This is a genomic window from Pseudidiomarina tainanensis, assembly GCF_900115255.1.
GTDB classification, from domain to species: domain Bacteria; phylum Pseudomonadota; class Gammaproteobacteria; order Enterobacterales; family Alteromonadaceae; genus Pseudidiomarina; species Pseudidiomarina tainanensis.
The window spans coordinates 130,220-148,497 of record NZ_FOYU01000003.1 but is presented as its reverse complement, the minus strand read 5'-3'; the positions used below and the strand labels follow the sequence as shown (position 1 = coordinate 148,497).

Sequence of the window (18,278 nt, the reverse complement as noted above, 5' to 3'; positions counted from 1 at the left end):
ACAAAACAATGTCAAAATGGTCAGCAGAGGCGCAGGCAAAATCGCTCAAGTATGGCGCATATATTTCCCTTATTAGTGGTGTCTACTTTGCGATCATGTTGGTCGCGAAATGGCTGGAACTAGCTGATATCAATGCGGGCGAATGGCCGAATATACTGATGGTGTTAGTGGCGTTGCTGTTTGTTGGCGTGGTTACTCGAATGAGTGTCGGCAACCATAAATTAACCGGTGGTTGGCGAGAAATGCTTGGTATTTATAATGACGAATTCACCCGTGAAACCAGCCGTAAAGCGAATGCACGAGCGTTTGTCGGATTAATTGTTGTACTTATCCCAGGCGTGCTTATTGGTGAAAATTTAGCAACGACGGCGATTGGCAGCTATGTCACAGTGAGCACGTACAGTCTGTCGCTAATCGTTGTTGGAACTCTTGTTTGGTCAATTTCTGTTTTATGGGAAATGCGTGGCCAAGGAGAAGATGATCATGGATGATCAGGTGCTGAATAATTTACCTGCCTTCAGAGCACAGCAAGGCTTGTCACAACAAGAGCTCGCTGATGCGATTGGGGTATCACGCAAAACGATTAGTACAATTGAGACACGCCGATTTACACCATCGGTGGTTATTGCTCTCAAGCTAGCCAATTACTTTAATGTGCCCGTTGAAGAGATATTCGTTTTAGAACCTAGTTCATAAAACTATCTCGCTCAGCAATCAAATCAAGCTGACGATCGTATAATCTGGTTTTGACTTTGAAGTAGCCCAGCAATGTATGTGAAAGATTGTCATGGCTAACCTGCTGGTTGTCCTTTTGAGCATCGGCTTTGAAGCGAGTACTTGGCCACACAATCCAAGGAATATGGGTTTGCTCTTTCGGTGCTAACCATTTGGGTAAGCCATGCAAATACACCCCATTGTCGCCGAGTGATTCACCATGATCGGAAACGTACATTAAGCTGGCGTCTAGTCGCGTATCGGTTTTCAGTAACTCGATAATCGCCGCGACCATTTCGTCAGTCACCACTAAACTGTTGTCGTAGGCATTCACAATTTCTTCGCGTGCACAATCAGTTAGTTCAGCGCTTGTGCACTCGGGTAGAAATCTTTTCAATTCGTTTGGCGAGCGCTCAAAGTAAGCCGGTCCGTGACTCCCCATTTGATGGAGGACTAATACCGAATCGCCTTGAACTTGCTGCAGCCACTCTCGAAATTTATCAATTAACACCGTATCGAAACAGTCATTCTGTGTGCAGGCGTTCTCTGGCATTGTGATGGTATTGATACGGTCACAAACGTTTTTACAACCGGAATTGTTTTCAACCCAGGTCACTTTTATACCGACTGTGTCTAATACGTCGAGCACGTTGGTCGTATTGCGTGCGGCTTGATCATAATTATCTGCATTGTAGAAGCTAAACATGCAAGGTACAGAAATGGCTGTGGCGGTACCGCAAGATACTGCTTCATCATAGCTAGCGATTTCACCGGTGCGCTCTAATTGTTCGAGTCGAGGTGTTGTTGGGCGCGGATACCCATTTACCGAAAAGTGATCGGCACGCGCTGTTTCACCGAGAATAACAACCATGACTTTTGGCTTTGTTTCTGCGCTGATCTCACGGAATGCATCTTTGCCCTGCGCGACAAATTCTGCGGGTCTACGTAGCTTTTGCTTCGCAACGGAAACCGAAGCAGAGATAACGTTAAATGGCACAATGCGATATTTAATATCGCGATGATTTCGGAAAAGTGATGCAAAGTCATCATAACTTGTCATCACAATACCAACCGAAAAAGTTGTAAAGCAGAGCCCAATAACAACGCCCTGTTTCAATCTTTTAAATATGCTTGTCGGAGTTATCTTAAGAAAAATCAGAATCAACGCCGGCATAATCCCCATAAAAATGAAGTGCATAAACAGGCCGGCGGAAAGTTGATCATTCGCTTCAGCAGGGTCGGTTTCTAGAGCGTTAATCAACATATCTGGATCAATTAAAATACCGTACTGTTGCATATAAAATGCGGCTGGCGCTGCCAATAGAATCAGACTTATTGCGACGGGTTTGAAAATATTGAGCATTCTGGCAAGCACTAACATGATGCCATATACGCAGGCAACGAAAACAAATAGCTTCACCTGCGTAATGGGATATACAGCATAGCTCTCAAGCGCATCACGAAGTGCGACTGAATAAGCCAAAACCAACCATGCGGTTACGCCAAGAAGCACCGCTGGGAAATTAACGTTGATTCGTTTCATATTGCATACCGTTACCATCAAATCGATGCGTAACGGTATGCTATGAGGGAAATATTAAGTAAGGCTTAAGAAATTTTAATATTTTGGCAACAACGTGCCGATTAAAATGACCCGACGAGTGACAATGAGGCATTGAGTGGCGCCCCGACGGTAACCTGATGCGTCGAGTGCGCATTCGGGAAATAAAGCTCATCGGTCAGGTTCTCAATATTCAACTGGACTCGCATATCATCAGAAATTTGGTAATAGGCCGATGCGTCAATGCGAGTATAGCTCGGCATCACTGCGGTATTACCGTTGTCGATAAAACTGTCATCCTGATAGGTAGCACCAAGCCCCATACCAAACTTGTCGGTAAACTGGTAAGTATTCCAAACCGAGAATGTCTGCTCAGGTAATTCACGTGGTGTGCGACCGGTTGGGCCTGTGCGATCTACAATTTCACCATCGAGATTGCTGTAGTTCGCTGTAAGATACCAGTTGTCCGTGACTTGGCCTTTGAACTGTAATTCAAAACCATTAATGTCCGAGTCAATAATATCTAAGGTTGACGGATCGTTGTCGGCTGGCTGCGGCGAGCTTTGTTCATTTTCAAAAATCGCTGCCGTGAAACTCATTCCTGGTACAAAGTCCCATTTAAGCCCGATTTCGCGATTGCTGTAAGTATCTGGATCAAGCTTGTCATTGTCGCCGTTAATATCAGTATATTGTTCACCACTGCGCGGCAAAAATGAGCGGCTGTAACTTGCATACAATGAGATATTTTCCATCGGCTTATAAATGACACCAGCACGTGGTGAAACTTCATTGTCAGTGCGACTGCGGGTTTCTAATACGGCTGGGTCGGCGTTAAATACTTCAATATCAAATTGATCAAAACGCGCGCCGAGTACCACATCAAAGTAATCAGATAACGCAATTTCATCTTGTACGTAAACCGATACCACATCTAACTTCACGCGGGTATCATCATTCAGATCGCTAAAACTTACGGTAAAGTTCTCACCATCCGCGTTGACACCTGCGAGCCCATTGATGTTGATTGGACGCTGAATATCAAATAATTCTTGGTCAGAACCTGTGGTACTGAAAACTGGATTAAAGCGATTTTGATCAGAGTGCGTCGAAATCAACTCTGAACCAACAATGAGTGTATGCCCGATATTGCCGGTTTCAAATTCGCCAACAATATTACCGGATAGAATCAAGTTATCGCGAGACGTGCTGTCGATGTAACCGTCAAGCTCCACAATGTTGTTTGTCGCGTCGTAATCGCTAGCGTAGAAATTCGAGTACACTTTTTCATAGTCGCCGTAAAAAGCGCTGAAGTTACCTTTTACAGCATCGCTAAAGTTATGCTCGGCCGCTGCTCGGAAGATGTGAGCTTCAAGGTCGGTGAAGTTGTTCTGCGGGTCACCGAACACAATCTCTTCGAAAGCTTCAACAGGGCGGCCATCGGCACCAGTCGGAACACCACGATCGATAAAACGCTCATGATTAACATATTCATAAGAAAGATTAAGCGTGGTGTCGTCTGATAATTCAAACCGCGCCGTTGGGTTAAAGCCGTAACGATCGCCATCATAAAAATCACGATGGTTTTCAACGCGCTCGTACATTGCATTTATTCGTAGCGCTGAGCTGTCGCTCATGGTGACATTCGTATCGATAGCGGCATTTAAGCCACCGAATGAGTTTACCGAAGTTGTGTAATCAGTAAATTCACCACCAATATCAGCCTTCTTTGAAACTCGATTTAAAATACCACCGGTACCGCCACGACCAAATAACAAGGCGTTAGGGCCACGCAAAATTTCGACTTGCTCAATGTTGTATAGCGCACGGTAGTACTGCACGTCATCACGGTTACCATCGAGATAAAAATCAGCCGTCGAGCGCACACCACGGAAAACCACAGCGTCGCGATGGCCTTCACCTTGAGTCGTATTCACACCGGGTGTGTAGTCAATAATCTCGCCAATACTGGTGATCCCGCGTTCAGAAATTTCTTCCGCGGTGATGATGGTGAGGCTCTGTGGCACGTCGATAATTGGCGTTGGAGTTTTCACCGAATTGGATTCACTCACCGACAAATGCTGACCCCTGACTTCAATTCGCTCGACGTCATTGCTTTCCTGTGCGGTTGCGGTGTGACTTATTAAAATAGCCGCGGCGATAGTTGTCAGTCTGAATTTCACGTTGGGGATCTCCAATTGAGTGTCAGTAAATTGTCTTAAAATTTTCTCGGCAGCGTCGACCGATTGCGCATTACTTTGCGAACGGTGAGCATGTTAATGCGAATCATTCCTAATTGCAATAAATGAAGTTTAAAAGTGCCTGAATGCAGGTTTTGTTATCTAAGTCTGTCGACGCGCGTATGAAGAAAGTTTCTTATTGTTATAATTTAAAACGCGCATACAGCGGGTTGTGGTCGGACACCGTACGGGTGTCGATTGCTGACGTTTCAAGTAAGGAAAGATCGCGGTAAAAAATAAAATCTAGTGGGTGCTGTCGGTAGGTTTTTATATGATGTGGGTCTACCATAATGGCTTGTCGAAGCCCGACGCTACGACAAAATTGCAGCAGGCGTAAGCGGCGCTGCCGACTCCATACGTTAAAATCGCCAGCCACAATCAGCGGCCCTTTGTGACCCAATATCTCTGCTTTGATGAGTTCGATTTCTTTTGAAAATTGGTTCGCACGAACGAAGTTAATGGCATGAACGTTAGCGACCAATAATGAACCGCCCTCGGCCAGCGAATGGTAGGACAGCATGTAACTTTTGTGTGTTGCAAACATGCCTTCGCGCTTATGACTGAGACGCGCTTGAGCTTCTGTAAACGCATATTGACTAGCTGTGAGCACACCATAAGTCGAGCGACGGGTTTGCATATTCGGCGCAAGAGCGTATGACCATTGCGGCAAAAGCCAGTTACTTTTTGTGCTTAATTTTGCTTCTTGAAGCAAGAGGAATAAGCAGGGGTAGTTGGCTAAAACATCCGCCAGAACACGCTGAAAGTTTTGTGTTTCAGTAAGCTTCTGTGTATTCCAGCACAATACACCGAACTCTTCCCCATGATGAATAGGTTGCTCGTGTATGAACTGCTGAGGAATCACAACTTTGGGTTTAAGCACAATTCTGCCTTGTAAAAATCTGCAGGCTAATTATTTTGCGAACTGTATAGATTGTATTGTAAATACCCCATTTATAACACAGTCATCTCGTAGCATATTTATGCCCCACTTCGAGACTGAAACGGGTCAATTACTCGAGTTTGAATACGGAAACGGGTTGTTGTTTAACCAGAGCTTGGACGCAAAATTTCGTCCTGACATGCGGTCGATTAGCAATAGTACGGCACTTTTTGAGCATACTTACCACTACGATCTGAATAGCAATTTACTGGCAATCACAGATATTCTAATGCCTGTCAACACTCTGACGCTCGGCTACGACCGTCTTGATAGATTGACAAGTGCCAATGGTGCATGGGGTAGTGGTTATTTTAGTTATGATGCGCTTGGCAACATCATCAGTAAGACGGTGGGGAACGAGAATATCAATTACCACTACAATAGCTCGAATCGATTGGCTAGTGTGTCGGGTGCAGTTTCGCGAACCTTTAGCTATGACAGCCGTGGCAGTGTGACTTCAAATGGAACGCGTAGTTTTAATTATAATCGGGCTAACCGTTTAATCAGCTCTGGTGGTATAACCTATCAATATGATGGTCATGGTCGACGCGTGTCGAAGACCGAGGGTGGACTGAAGACCTATAGCCTGTATAACCAACAGGGGACATTACTGGCGACGTACAGGAATGGCAATTACATTGAGTATTACCATTTAGGCTCGCAACTAGTAGCGCGCTATAACGATGCGCCACAGCAGGCGGATGGTCTCGGCTACACAGGTCATTTGGAAGACGATGACCTTGAGCTGACGTATATGCAGGCACGATACTATGATCCACTGATTGGGCGGTTTTATTCGAATGATCCGGTTGGTTGGACGCCTAAAAATCCGGTTATGTCGTTCAACCGCTACTTATATGTCAATAACAACCCTTACAAATACACCGACCCAGATGGTGAGTTTTTATGGGGAGCAATCATTGGTGCAGGTATTGAGCTTGGTGCTCAACTTGGAACTGGTCAAAATGTTGATTGGAGTGATGTTGCGATAGCAGGTGCCGTCGGTGCCGTGACTGGTGGTTTTGCTGGTAGAGCAGCGACCCAAGCGCTGAAAGGTGCAATTACTGCAAGTAAAGCAGTTAAACAAACCGCTGCGGTTAGTGCTGTTGCAAGTGGAGCTGGATCAGTTGCTCAGGATGTAGCAAATGGTAAAGATATTTCTGTAGAAAATGCGGTAGTCAGTACTGCAACCGGAGCTGCCGGTGGTGCATTGGGTGGTAAAATCGCTAATAAGTTCGCCTCAAAGTTAGATGCAATGTCTAATGCAGGGGGAATATCTGCACAAATATCTGGAACCACTAGAAGCGCTATCGTTGGTACGACTGCGGGACAAACTACTTCAACAACTACTGGTTTGGCAAATAAGGCTGGAGATCTTGCTATATCCGTTGCAGATAAAAAAATTAAAGAAGAGTTGAATTAGCATAGGAAACAGCAATGTCATTTTTTAAATTATATAAATTACAGTTAATTGTATATTTTGCTCTTGCAGCGTTAGTAGGAGGTTTGATCTCTGTTGAAAGTGGATTGTTTCGGGGATTTGCGTTTTCGATTGGCTGCTTTTTGTTTTTAACTGTTATTTCCTATATCACGTATCGTAAAAATTTATCTAAATATGGTAACAATGATATTGGATAAGTGGAGTTAACATTCTCATTGAAAACAAAGCCTCTTGCGAGGCTTTGTTCTTGTTCACATCAAGGCAAGTCGTCGCTGATCAATATTCAGATGATACGGTGCAAGGTTTCGTATCAATGCCATGCTTGGTGGCAAAGGCCATCAGTTTCTTATCGTAAAAGTTCATATCCCGTTTGTAACGGCAGAAGAACTTTATTTCTGTATTTTCTTGGTCATAGATAGCCCGAATATCGTTTTCCCCAGAATCAATGGAGTAAGAGCCATCGTCTAGCTGATAAGCGTATTGTTCTCCGAGAAAGCTCTCTTTGGTCAATGAAGAAGGCGCGTCTTTAATTCTATTTAAAACCGAGCTAACCGCTTGATCAGCTCAGGTGGTATAACCTATGAATATGATGGTCATGGTCGACGCGTGTCGAAAACCTCGGGTGGAATTAAGACCTACAGCCTGTATAACCAACAGGGGACGTTACTAGCGACCTACAGGAATGGCAATTACATTGAGTATTACTATTTAGGCTCGCAACTGGTAGCGCGCCATAACGATGCGCCATAGCAGGCGGATGGTCTCGGCTACACAGGTCATTTGGAAGACGATGACCTTGAGCTGACGTATATGCAGGCACGATACTATGATCCAGTTATCGGTCGGTTTTATTCGAATGACCCTGTAGGTGCGTTAGATCACTTAAGCACTCCAAACGGCATACACGGTTTTAACAGATATGCCTACGCCAACAATAATCCATACAAATATAAAGATCCCACAGGTAAGTCTTCGGAAGAAGCTAATATGTGGGCTAAGATGCTCGGGTTTTCATCCGCTGATCACGCAACAACAAAGATCAACAATTCTATCGAGAGTGGCCGACAGGCGATAGCGAATTCCACTTCTCCTGAAAATCTAAGCGCGATATCTGATACTCTTGCCGGTACTACTGTTGTTGCCTTGATTGCTGGTCAACCTGAGGTTGCGGCTGTAACAGGGGCAGGCTCATTCTTAGCTGGAGTTGGATCTGCACTTCAGAGAGATGATCCTGTCGCTGGTGTAACGAAAGAAACAGCGCTACACGTAACAGGTGCTAAATCAATTGGAACTATGGCCAAGATTGCTAACGGTGCATTAGATAGCGCCCCAGCTGTTAAAAATGGAATTGACGCAGCATCTGATGCGACTCAATCAGTCATCAAAAATGAAATAAAAGAAGAGATCAATCATGAGTAAAAGAACTCGTTTAGTTGTCTATTTGGACAAAAGGTATCTGCTTGCCTTTAAGATTTGTATGCTTTTGGTATCACTTCCTTTTCTGTATGACGTATTCATCATACTTTCTTCGGGTATAGCGGATTCAGGGCAATATGTAGTTAAACGTAGTGAAGGATGGGGATATTACGCATATTTGTTTAAGAAATCAGCATTTGCATTTTTATTTGTTTGGTTGGGAACTCTAGGCTCTAAAGAGAAATTAAACATTCCTGAAGATTAATGATTTGAATCCAAAGCCCCGCCCTAGCGGGGCTTTGTTTTTTGCTCACATCAAGACAGTAGTAGTTATTCACTATTCAGATGAGACGGTGCAAGGTCTCGTGTCAATGCCATGCTTAGTGGCAAAAGCCATCAGTTTCTTATCGTAAAAATTCATATCCCATTGGTAACAGCAGAAGAACTTTATTTCTGCATTTTTTTGGTCATACATAAAATGCTTAGTTAGTGGACACTATTGCGTTAATAGCCTTGATATATGGCGCACCCGACAGGAGTCGAACCTGTGACCTCTGCCTCCGGAGGGCAATCATAGGTTCGGTGGTAAATCGTTAAAGCCTGGTTTAGCAAGGGGTTAAACGGTGTTTTAATTTTTTAATTGGTGTCGAAATTGGCACTTTTGAGGCCGTTTAATGACAAATTTGGTCACAGAAAACCGACTCCAAAATTTCAAATTTTGACCTTTGCCTCGCGACAAGAAATTCTAAATCTCCGAAAAATCCTGAGTTTTTAGGTGGAAAAAATTCCACCTTTTAACCGGACTTTAGGTGTGTAGATTAGCCTATAATTTAATAATGCCAACAAACGAGATCGCTTTATTCCAAATATCGAAATTAACGCCGTCCGTTCAAAAAGCTATTAATTAGATCTTGCTGCTCGGCTAAACGCTCAATGATGCCGGCAAAGCTATCGGGGGCACTAAAGAACATTCCACCGCTTACGGACTGGTCGTAATCTTTTTTGATATCTTCGAGCAGCCGCCCCGTTGGGATTAGCACCAACTTACCGGAAAGAATGGCTTCAAAGGAAACGCCTCGAGTAGCCCACCTTGCCGACTTCATCGCTACCACGTCTTGCAGTGCTTCCATGTTTTGGTATGAGCCTTCATAGAGATTTTTCAGAATGCAGTCTACATCATACCAATGTCTGGACAACCGCACCGTATCAAGCGGGTTTTCTTGCGTGCAGAATTGATGAAGTGCGGTTAGCTTTTCCCAAATAATGTAATCCGGGTGGTAAGCCTCCACTGCAGCTATCGGTAACGTATGGGACTCTGCAATCGCATCTATTTCTGACAGGTAAGTCGTTACGGGTTTAGAAACCGTCGGCCGGCCCCGGTTACGGCCGCCAAATTCGAGCAGTACATGCTCTAACTGATAAGAATCATCCTGGAATGCCACATGTGGAAAGTGAATGTCGATTTTCTCACCACCAGAGCCTTCTTCAATTTCAGCGCTCAGCCCCTCAATGCCATAATCGGAAAGTCTTCCATTCAACCTTTGAACAAATTCGTTGGTCCAACCTTCTAAACGCTCTCTCTGTTCACGTCTAAATTTACGTTGCTGACTGGGATTCCGTGTTGTTTGCTCCCATGCGACAGCTTCATCATCGGATTCTGCTAAGTCAGCCCAATGAATCGATAAATCAATATCCTCAGAGAATCGCTCAATGGTGCTGTAACACTTACTAAGAGCCGTTCCACCTTTGAAAGCCACGTCATGGCCATCCAATAAATCTTCTTCGTAAAGCAACCGCAGTACTTCGGTCACCCAAATATCTTTCTCTAAAAAATTAGCGGCCAAACCTCTTGCGGAGTTCTGCGCAGCATATTCGAGGATTAATTTTAGTTCCGCTCGTTTCGCTTCAGTTCTATAGTAATCAAATATGTCCATCACACTGACGCGCTCTCAACTTGCGCTAGCTTTTGGCGCCATTGCGAATTCAGCGTAGAATGCTTGACGTTGCTGAGAACACGCTCCTTCTCACTTCCTGTCAACGATAATCGCTTAAATACCTTGCGTAACTGCTCGGGCTTGAAGTGTTCTGGCTCCATCACCGAAAGGCCTCGAAGAATCATACCTTCAGGTTGGTTCAGCCACTTAAGCTTACTCGATGCGACGTGCTTCACTTCAACAGTTGAATTCCCCACTTTAAATTCACGCGATGGGCCGTTCGTCCAATAAATAGTTCGGGCAGGAGCCTGAGTTTGCAGTCCAATGCGATATGCCGCTTCAAAGCCATTCGAAACAAGTTTGTACCCGTAATTTCTCGCCCAAGCTTTTGCGACCTCTTCTGGGCTGGGCATTACCTTCGCCCCCGGTAAGTTTTCTATTGACTTAGGACGAACGTAAAAGCCTTTTGACACACGCACAATCTCGCCTGACTTCGCCAATCGGCTAAAAGCCTTCTGGACAGCACTTTCCGTGCCTAGCTCATAAAATCCCTCTATGGAAAAAGGAACACCTTTTCTCATGCGAGCAATCCGAGACTCAATTTGTGCGGTGATAGACATTGAGATAATCCTGACTATGAAATGCTGTGTTGATTAAATATACACCTTTAATTGCCCAATGTACATGGTCATTGATGTCAGGATTGTTTGATCCACCTAACCAATTATTTGGGTAAGGGTAAGACGGTGGCTGTAAATACTTCTAAAGACTCGAGATGCGTACTTTTACCTATGTCGAGTCTATCGACGCAACAGGATTGTTTGTCGATTATTTCGTGTTTTATCGACATGAAAGGCCGTTGGATGAAGTAAAAATATTTGGGTCATATTCTGCATTTTTTCGCTATTATTCAACTTTCCCCCTAAAATTGCTTCGATTCTTAGGGGGATTACAGCGATCCCGAACTGGGAAAAGTTGAAACTCGGTTTATTTAGATAAAATATCAACTAAAGTTATGGTAAGGCCTGATTTTTCCCGACTCTTTTAAGGTCACAAGACACTCTACGAGTGGGCTGTATTATTTGATGGGATAGTTACACTGGAACGTTAATACTTGATGTCTTGAGAGGGAAAATGTAATCCTCAACTTAATTAGAAACTATCAAAGATAATCCACCTTACTGTGAATGAGTGTCCTGAAACGAATGGACTCTTCACACAAATTCACGATTTAAATTAGAAAGTGTGGGACGACATGGCAAAATATGAAGTAAAGCAAACAGCGATCAGTCAAATTCTTGCTGACGTTCGTAGCGATAAAATAGCAATTCCGGAACTACAACGACCATTTGTTTGGAAAACATCTCAGGTCAGGGACTTAATTGACTCACTTTACAACGGTTATCCGGTTGGTTATCTGATAACGTGGCAATCTGTTGGCGCCAAATTAAAGGGGGGAGCTGTCGCAGCACATCAACAAATACTAATCGATGGCCAACAACGAGTAACAGCGTTGAGGGCCGCAATTGCGGGACAAACGGTGATTGGTAACCGTTATGAAAAAAAGCGGATCGCTATTTCGTTTAATCCTGTAACGGAAGAGTTTGCGACGAGAACGCCAGCGATTACCAATAGCTCCCAATGGATTCACGATATTAGTGAGTTTTTTTCCGGTTCCAGTCAGCTGAGCTTTCTGAGAAATTATTTCGCTAAAAATCCAGATGTTGATCAAGACCAAGTTGAACAAGCCTCGGCGAGACTCGCCGCTGTTGAGCATGCGCAAGTAGGTGTCATTTCATTGGCAGACGATTTGGATGTAGAAACGGTTGCAGAGATCTTCGTTCGGATCAATGCCAAAGGTGTTCCGCTATCAAGTGCTGATTTTGTAATGAGTAAAATTGCCACGTACGGCAATGAAGGGCGCAATCTTCGGAAGCTAATTGATTATTTCTGTCACCTGACGGTCTCTGGGCACGCATTTGATGATATTAAAGAGAACGATGAAGAGTTCGCAAAATCGGAGCATATTAGGAAAATTCAGTGGTTAAGTAATCAAACGGACGAGTTATTTCAACCTGACTATACCGATGTCATTCGTATTGCCGGTCTAGTTGGATTTAGTCGTGGTAAAGCCGGAGCAATTGTTAGTGAGCTATCCGGGCTTGACCCACAAACGAGAAAAATTGATGAAAATCTTATTCCAGCCGCGTATTCTCGTTTTGCGGAAGCATTAGATCTACTTGTGAGTAAGACGCATCTCGAGCGATTTGTAACGATGATCAAGTCTGCTGGGTATATCGATGCCAGCATGATTGGGTCAAAGAATGCATTGAATTTCGCATATGCACTTTACCTGCGCCTTCGGTTGGACGATCAGCTGAATGAGGGAGAGAGAGCAAGAATTGTAAAACGCTGGTTCGTTATGACATTACTGACCGGAAGAGCCGTGGGAAGCTTTGAATCCACGTGGGAAACTGACTTACGTCGTATTAAGGACCACGGTGCGGAACAATACTTACGCACTCTTGAAGCCTCAGTTCTAAGTGATAGTTTTTGGGATGTAACTTTAGTTCAGGAGCTCGAGTCACCAAGCAAGCGTAGTCCTGCATTCCAAACATATTTAGCAGCAAGAGTTGCAAAAGGAGGGCGGGGATTCCTTTCAAAGTCGATTAATATCGCACAGATGATCGAGGGGCATGGCGATATGCACCACATAATTCCCAAGAATCACCTTATTCGTCATGGATTCCCGAAACAGGGAGATTACAACCAGATTGCAAACTTTGCGTTGACAGAAACAGCAATCAACATCGCGATTAAAGACCTACCACCGAAAGAATACATGTTAATGGTTCTTGAACAGATTGAATCCGGAAATTTAAGACTTGGCGAAATTTGTGATCGAGAAGATTTACAGAGAAATTTAGCCGAAAATGCTATTCCTGAGCTCATATTCAATACTACCGCAGAAAATTACAAAGAGTTCCTAGCGGGACGCCGTTTTTTAATGGCAACAATGATCAAAGAGTATTATGACAGCCTTTGATCTTAAAGATGAGAAAACTTATACATGATTGTCTTCAATCTATTTAAAACTCAATGGCGGCAAGGTGTCTAGCAAATCAGTGTCGATTCAGCTAGGTTATCTCACCCAGCGCAGCAAGATAATTGGCTAACATCTTTAGTAAACGTTTGAGCGCATAATTTTAAGCCTTCTACCATCGTAAGGTATGGGAAGAGCTCATCAGCCAACTCATTGACTGTCATTCCTGCTCTTATCGCCATTACAGCAGCTTGAATCAACTCACCGGCTTCTCCTGCGACGACTTGAACACCGAGCAGTCGGCCGCTGCCACTCTCTGCGACAATTTTTATAAACCCTTGGGTATTGAAGTTAACCAATGCCCGTGGGACATTTTCAAGGCTCAACGTGCGGCTTTCGGTGACGTAACCACCAGTTTTAGCATCAGCTTCTGATAAACCCACCGTGGCGACTTGTGGATCAGTAAAGATAACCTCGGGCATTGCACTGAGATCAAGATGCGCATCACCGCCCGTCATGTTAATAGCGGCTCGGCTGCCGCCTGCGGCGGCGACATAGACAAACTGCGGCTGATTCGTACAGTCGCCTGCCGCATATACTCTTGAGCTAGAGGTTTGCATGCGCTCGTTAATCGTTATTGTACCGCGTTCAGTTTGTACACCGATGGTTTTTAAATCGAGGTTTTCCGTATTGGGCGTACGGCCTGTGGCCACGAGCAGTTGTTCTGCTTTTAATGTTCCGGCATTGGTTTTGAGAATGAAGTGTTGTCCGTCGTAACGCACTTCGCTGGCTTCTGTATGCTCAAGCACATTGATGCCTTCGCGATCAAAAACAGTCGCTATTGCTTCACCAATGGCAGGCTCGTCTTTGGATAACACCCGACTGCGAGCCAAAACAGTAACTTCACTACCGAGACGCGCGAAGGCCTGTGCTAATTCAAGAGCAACGACCGAGGCTCCAATAATAGCGAGGCGTTTAGGAATGTTACTTAGCTCTAATGCGCTTGTCGAAGTAAGGTAAGGGGTTTCAGCTAAGCCGGGGATGGGGGGTTGTGCGGGTCGGGCCCCGGTGCCGATAAAAGCACGGTCAAAGTAAACCGTTTGCTCACCGCCATCGCGAAGTGATACGGAAAGAGTTTCATCGTTTATAAAGCGGGCTTCGCCGTTAATAACGGTAATGGCGGAATTCTCTCTAAGAATACTCTGGTATTTGGATTCACGGAGTTCTTCTACCCGAGCCTGTTGTTGCTCGAGGAGAGCTGATCGATTTACCTTAAGAGTATGAGTACTTAAGCCTTTATCAAAAGGGCTTTCTCGCCGCAGTTGGGCGATATGAGCCGCTCGGATCATGATTTTAGACGGGACACAGCCAATATTGACACAAGTTCCGCCAATAGTACCTCTCTCAATGAGCGTCACTCGGGCACCTCTCTCGGTCGCTTTGAGTGCCGCAGCCATCGCACTGCCGCCGCTACCAATGACAGCAATGTGTAAATTGTTATTACTCATAACGGTTACTCCTTGGTCTTTCAGTTTTACAGCAGCTATAAGGCATTGTGATGTTTCATGACTGATTTTTTGGTGCCGTTGCTTTCAGTGTTGATGGGTATCCTGCATTTGTCGTTGCTTCAGTGAGCTGCTTAACTGACGTTTTTTCGTCGTCGAATGTCACGGTTGCATCCCGCTCTTCAAAACGGACATCGACGGCGCTCACACCTGCAACTTGGCCAAGTGCAGCTTTGACAGTAATTGGGCAGGTGACGCATGTCATACCGGGTACTGATAGCGTAACCGTTTTCTCAACCGCCAATGCGGGCATGCTAAACAGTAAAAATAAAATGGTTGTTATCATTGTTTTTTTCATCGTGTATTGCCTCCTAGTAAAAGAAAGGAACAACATAGGGGTAAGCCAATGCTGTTAAAGTAAGCACCGCAACGAGCCAAAACATCACTTTGTAGCTCTTACGAGCATTTGGCGTTGCGCAGGTGTTATCAGGGTTGCAGTCATCAGCACGCCGGTATATTCGACGCCAGGCAAAGAATATGGCAATCAATGCAATGGCAATAAAAATGGGTCGATAAGGCTCAAGTGCTGTGAGGCTCCCAATCCAGGCCCCGGATACACCGAGTGCAAGTAATATGAGGGGACCCAGACAACACGCAGATGCCAGAGTCGCTGCGATCCCTCCCGCGAGAAGAGAGCCCCGACCAGATTTTGAATTTGACATAAGAGTAACTCCTTCGGGCATTTTGCTTTAATGTGTTAATCTTAGACCCGTACCTCACTACGGAAGCAATAGCTATGTTAAAAAAACGCAACGTAATGACAATTGGCACGCTGGCCAAAACAGCCGGCGTGGGCGTGGAAACGGTGCGCTATTATCAGCGCCGAGGGCTAATGAGCGAGCCGGAGAAGCCGTATGGGGGGATCCGACATTACGACGAACAAGCGCTTGCTCGGCTTCATTTTATTCGCGCGTCTCAATGGCTCGGATTTAGTCTGGATGAAATTGGTGAGCTATTAACTCTGCAAGATGGCGCTCATTGCGATGAAGCACGGGAGCTTGGAGAGCAAAAGCTCACCAGTGTTCGTCGAAAGATATCGCGCTTACAGCAAATTGAACGAGCGTTGAATGAGCTGGTGCAAAAATGCAGCTCCGGACACGGAGATGTCTATTGTCCACTGATGGCGTCGCTTAATGACGGGGTTGAGGACGCTACCACGGACAAACATAAGGTGCGTTAGTCTGTGTAGTAAAACTTTTGAGCGTAGTTCTTTAACTGAATTGCTTTATAGCTAACGCCAGCCATACACAAGAATCCCCATACCGGTTAGCACAAACGCCGCCCCAATCAAGTCGAAGCTGGATAAAGGCGATTTATCGATAATTCGCAGCTTATGGCAGTTAACACGTAAATACCACCATAAGCTGCGTAGACCCACCCGCTTTCCGCTGGATGAAGTGTTAATAAGTAAGCAAATAAGGCTAAGCTTATTGCTGCCGGAATGAGCAACCAAACGGAATGACCCTCTTTGAGCCATAGGTAGGGTAAATAGCAACCGACAATTTCTGCAATTGCGGTTGCGATAAATAACCCGAGTGTCTTTATTAAAAATATTGAGCTCATTACGAATCCTGGTGATTACCCGCAACACCCAGAAATATCGTCTTTTTCACCTGTCTTTACAGCTATCGCGTCTTTGATGATGCGAATAGCAGAGTGCAGTACAATGATGGCTATGACAGTTGCGATGAGTAAGTCAGGCCATGCCGCATGGAGCTGGGCGACGAGCATCGCAGAGACAATAACACCGACATTCATGATCATGTCATTGCGTGAACAAATCCAGCTGGCGCGAATGTTAATATCGCCGTTTCGGGAGCGATATAGAAGGGCAAAGCAAACGATGTTTACCAGTAATGCAAGCCCCGCTATTGAGAGCATGACAAAGGTTTCGGGCTGACTACCAAATGCCAGTTTAAGGATGACATCCAATAACACCGCCAGAGCTAATAATGTTTGCAGTATGCCGTTTAAAATAGCGGCATTGACTTTATATTTAATGGCTTTGCCAACAGCGTATAAGCTCACAGCATAAACCAAAGTATCGGCAAGCATATCCAGCGAATCAGCAATAAGACCACTGGATTCAGCCATCCAACCCGCAATGAACTCAACAAAGAACATGACGCCATTAAGGACTAGAACCGTCCATAACAACCTGCGTTGAGAGTTATCCATTTCGGCTTGCGCTGAACTTCCGCAACATGATGACATTGGAACAACCTAAAACGATTTCGATATACCTACAGTTTATCACACGTTAACACGAGTTTCAGCGCTGGTTTTATGGTGGATTATTAGATAAAGTGGCCGTTACGAAAATATATTGGTTGCTCATATTGGTCTTATTAACACACAGCTTTTTTACCTCTGCATCTGCTTCTTTCCATATTTAAGACTCGGGTCACCAAAGTGTCGATGTTGTGTTTGGAGAATATGATATCGAGCATCAATTTCATGCGCACATCTGGTGTATTACTGGCTCGTCTTGAACAAAAATAATGCACTCATTATCAGTTGTCCCGGCACGCTTCATCAGGATCTTCGAGTTCTACCGTTGTATGGCTTAGAGCATAGGGCGCAAGGACGTTATCGATGTGCTGTTTTAAGTCGCTACGGGCCTCGATATCAAGATTTTCAGTTAACACCAAATGAACGGTTAATACATGCTCCTCGCCGTCTAGTGACCAAAAATGCAAATGGTGTAGGTCAGCAACATGAGGTAGCTCCAGTAAAGCGTCAGCGACTTGTCTGTAGGTTTTTTTGTCCGGAGTTGCTTGTATGAAGAGTTTCAGCGTTGCCCACAGGTTGCGCAGCACATTCACTAAAATAAATAGAGTAAAGCCAATCGACAATATAGGGTCGAGAATTGGCCAGTCTACGAACAACAAAACAATACCAACGATAAGTACAGCAACCCAGCCGAGAACATCCTCCAGCAAGTGCCAGTTAATAACGCGTTCGTTTAACGTTTTGCCCTCTGACAATTTGTAAGCGGCAAATCCATTAACTGTAATGCCAACGACGGCTAAAGCGATCATGCCATCAGCGATGGGCATTTGAGGGTTCCAGAGTCTGGGAATCGCTTCCACAAGTACCCAGGCAGAGCCTGCGATTAAAACAACGGCATTAATAAATGCACCGGCAAGATTGAGTCGCTTATAACCGTAGGTAAAGTGTTGGTTAGCCTGTTTTTTGCCCAGCTTATTAAGTACCCACGCCAGGCCAAGCGACAAGCTATCGCCAAGATCATGAACGGCATCAGCTAAAATGGCGGTACTGTTGGTAAGAAAGCCACCAATAAACTCGATAATGGTGAAAACAAAGTTAAGAACAAATGCCCACCCTAATCGGTTGGACGGCATGTCCTTTGAGTGATCATGGTTATGGTGATGCCCCATAATACGTTCCTCTTTGTAGTAGAAGG

Annotated in this window: 16 protein-coding genes and 2 pseudogenes; 7 read left to right on the top strand and 11 right to left on the bottom strand. The window is 44.8% G+C overall.

Annotation, left to right across the window (positions count from 1 at the left end; translation table 11 throughout):
• Window positions 1-8: 8 nt before the first annotated feature.
• Together BM292_RS09275 and BM292_RS09270 are read left to right on the top strand one after the other, a co-directional pair.
• Entirely contained in the window at window positions 9-491 is a 483-nt protein-coding gene (locus BM292_RS09275) for a hypothetical protein (protein WP_092857870.1), read from the top strand.
• Window positions 484-696: a type II toxin-antitoxin system RelB family anti-toxin gene (locus BM292_RS09270; RefSeq protein WP_245751903.1), complete on the top strand. Its 213-nt coding sequence runs from the start codon at window positions 484-486 to the stop codon at window positions 694-696. The genes BM292_RS09275 and BM292_RS09270 overlap by 8 nt, the downstream gene beginning before the upstream one ends.
• On the opposite strand, the gene BM292_RS09265 is transcribed toward BM292_RS09270, so the two are convergent.
• The 3 genes from BM292_RS09265 to BM292_RS09255 all read right to left on the bottom strand — a co-directional run bounded on the left by BM292_RS09265 (window position 686) and on the right by BM292_RS09255 (window position 5,392).
• On the bottom strand, window positions 686-2,257 hold the full coding sequence (locus tag BM292_RS09265; RefSeq protein ID WP_092857868.1) for a phosphoethanolamine transferase: 1,572 nt from the start codon (window positions 2,255-2,257) through the stop codon (window positions 686-688). The genes BM292_RS09270 and BM292_RS09265 overlap by 11 nt on opposite strands.
• 101 nt (window positions 2,258-2,358) lie before the next feature.
• Window positions 2,359-4,455, bottom strand: a complete 2,097-nt coding sequence (locus tag BM292_RS09260; RefSeq protein WP_092857866.1) for a TonB-dependent receptor — start codon at window positions 4,453-4,455, stop codon at window positions 2,359-2,361.
• Window positions 4,456-4,654: 199 nt separating this feature from the next.
• On the bottom strand, window positions 4,655-5,392 hold the full coding sequence (locus tag BM292_RS09255) for an endonuclease/exonuclease/phosphatase family protein (RefSeq protein ID WP_092857864.1): 738 nt from the start codon (window positions 5,390-5,392) through the stop codon (window positions 4,655-4,657).
• On the opposite strand from BM292_RS09255, the gene BM292_RS09250 reads away from it, so the two are divergent.
• From BM292_RS09250 to BM292_RS09230, 3 genes and pseudogenes are all read left to right on the top strand, one after another.
• Complete coding sequence (locus BM292_RS09250) at window positions 5,379-6,875, top strand: RHS repeat domain-containing protein (protein WP_143434088.1); 1,497 nt, start codon at window positions 5,379-5,381, stop codon at window positions 6,873-6,875. The two genes, BM292_RS09255 and BM292_RS09250, sit on opposite strands and share 14 nt — an antisense overlap.
• 789 nt (window positions 6,876-7,664) lie before the next feature.
• A pseudogene (locus BM292_RS09235) lies at window positions 7,665-8,312 on the top strand (RHS repeat-associated core domain-containing protein); the annotation flags it as partial.
• Window positions 8,305-8,574: a hypothetical protein gene (locus tag BM292_RS09230; protein ID WP_245751900.1), complete on the top strand. Its 270-nt coding sequence runs from the start codon at window positions 8,305-8,307 to the stop codon at window positions 8,572-8,574. The pseudogene BM292_RS09235 and the gene BM292_RS09230, both read left to right, overlap by 8 nt.
• 610 nt (window positions 8,575-9,184) lie before the next feature.
• On the opposite strand, the gene BM292_RS09225 is transcribed toward BM292_RS09230, so the two are convergent.
• Both BM292_RS09225 and BM292_RS09220 read right to left on the bottom strand, forming a co-directional pair.
• Window positions 9,185-10,153 (bottom strand): nucleotidyl transferase AbiEii/AbiGii toxin family protein, encoded by a 969-nt coding sequence (locus tag BM292_RS09225; protein WP_245751899.1) that lies wholly within the window; start codon window positions 10,151-10,153, stop codon window positions 9,185-9,187.
• 89 nt (window positions 10,154-10,242) lie between these two features.
• On the bottom strand, window positions 10,243-10,863 hold the full coding sequence (locus tag BM292_RS09220; RefSeq protein ID WP_092857852.1) for a DUF6088 family protein: 621 nt from the start codon (window positions 10,861-10,863) through the stop codon (window positions 10,243-10,245).
• A 635-nt stretch (window positions 10,864-11,498) separates the two neighbouring features.
• On the opposite strand from BM292_RS09220, the gene BM292_RS09215 reads away from it, so the two are divergent.
• Complete coding sequence (locus BM292_RS09215) at window positions 11,499-13,289, top strand: GmrSD restriction endonuclease domain-containing protein (RefSeq protein ID WP_092857850.1); 1,791 nt, start codon at window positions 11,499-11,501, stop codon at window positions 13,287-13,289.
• Between the two features lie 101 nt (window positions 13,290-13,390).
• Here BM292_RS09215 and merA read toward each other — a convergent pair whose 3' ends face one another.
• From merA to merT, 3 genes are read right to left on the bottom strand one after another with little or no spacing between them, the layout of a single operon-like run.
• Window positions 13,391-14,794, bottom strand: coding sequence for a mercury(II) reductase (gene merA, locus BM292_RS09210; RefSeq protein ID WP_092857848.1), 1,404 nt, complete (start codon window positions 14,792-14,794; stop codon window positions 13,391-13,393).
• Window positions 14,795-14,849: 55 nt separating this feature from the next.
• On the bottom strand, window positions 14,850-15,149 hold the full coding sequence (gene merP, locus BM292_RS09205) for a mercury resistance system periplasmic binding protein MerP (protein ID WP_034818174.1): 300 nt from the start codon (window positions 15,147-15,149) through the stop codon (window positions 14,850-14,852).
• 13 nt (window positions 15,150-15,162) lie between these two features.
• Window positions 15,163-15,513: a mercuric ion transporter MerT gene (gene merT, locus BM292_RS09200; protein ID WP_034734507.1), complete on the bottom strand. Its 351-nt coding sequence runs from the start codon at window positions 15,511-15,513 to the stop codon at window positions 15,163-15,165.
• A gap of 74 nt (window positions 15,514-15,587) precedes the next feature.
• Here merT and merR point away from each other — a divergent pair, with 74 nt between their 5' ends.
• Entirely contained in the window at window positions 15,588-16,031 is a 444-nt protein-coding gene (merR, locus tag BM292_RS09195; protein WP_092857846.1) for a mercury resistance transcriptional regulator MerR, read from the top strand.
• 51 nt (window positions 16,032-16,082) lie between these two features.
• Here the strand turns inward: merR and BM292_RS09190 are convergent.
• From BM292_RS09190 to BM292_RS09180, 3 genes and pseudogenes are all read right to left on the bottom strand, one after another.
• Window positions 16,083-16,414 (bottom strand): annotated as a pseudogene (locus BM292_RS09190) (YnfA family protein).
• 15 nt (window positions 16,415-16,429) lie between these two features.
• Window positions 16,430-17,065, bottom strand: a complete 636-nt coding sequence (locus BM292_RS09185) for a cation efflux transmembrane domain-containing protein (protein WP_034734464.1) — start codon at window positions 17,063-17,065, stop codon at window positions 16,430-16,432.
• A 299-nt stretch (window positions 17,066-17,364) separates the two neighbouring features.
• Entirely contained in the window at window positions 17,365-18,252 is an 888-nt protein-coding gene (locus BM292_RS09180; RefSeq protein WP_092857844.1) for a cation diffusion facilitator family transporter, read from the bottom strand.
• Between the last annotated feature and the right edge of the window lie 26 nt (window positions 18,253-18,278).

What these genes read in the sequence shown, in the direction of transcription:
- merP (WP_034818174.1), bottom strand. Translation starts at nt 15,149, where the DNA reads ATGAAAAAAACAATGATAACAACCATTTTATTTTTACTGTTTAGCATG.
- BM292_RS09265 (WP_092857868.1), bottom strand. Translation starts at nt 2,257, where the DNA reads ATGAAACGAATCAACGTTAATTTCCCAGCGGTGCTTCTTGGCGTAACC.
- merR (WP_092857846.1), top strand. Translation starts at nt 15,588, where the DNA reads ATGTTAAAAAAACGCAACGTAATGACAATTGGCACGCTGGCCAAAACA.
- BM292_RS09270 (WP_245751903.1), top strand. Translation starts at nt 484, where the DNA reads ATGGATGATCAGGTGCTGAATAATTTACCTGCCTTCAGAGCACAGCAA.
- BM292_RS09275 (WP_092857870.1), top strand. Translation starts at nt 9, where the DNA reads ATGTCAAAATGGTCAGCAGAGGCGCAGGCAAAATCGCTCAAGTATGGC.
- BM292_RS09230 (WP_245751900.1), top strand. Translation starts at nt 8,305, where the DNA reads ATGAGTAAAAGAACTCGTTTAGTTGTCTATTTGGACAAAAGGTATCTG.
- merA (WP_092857848.1), bottom strand. Translation starts at nt 14,794, where the DNA reads ATGAGTAATAACAATTTACACATTGCTGTCATTGGTAGCGGCGGCAGT.
- merT (WP_034734507.1), bottom strand. Translation starts at nt 15,513, where the DNA reads ATGTCAAATTCAAAATCTGGTCGGGGCTCTCTTCTCGCGGGAGGGATC.
- BM292_RS09220 (WP_092857852.1), bottom strand. Translation starts at nt 10,863, where the DNA reads ATGTCTATCACCGCACAAATTGAGTCTCGGATTGCTCGCATGAGAAAA.
- BM292_RS09180 (WP_092857844.1), bottom strand. Translation starts at nt 18,252, where the DNA reads ATGGGGCATCACCATAACCATGATCACTCAAAGGACATGCCGTCCAAC.
- BM292_RS09215 (WP_092857850.1), top strand. Translation starts at nt 11,499, where the DNA reads ATGGCAAAATATGAAGTAAAGCAAACAGCGATCAGTCAAATTCTTGCT.
- BM292_RS09185 (WP_034734464.1), bottom strand. Translation starts at nt 17,065, where the DNA reads ATGTCATCATGTTGCGGAAGTTCAGCGCAAGCCGAAATGGATAACTCT.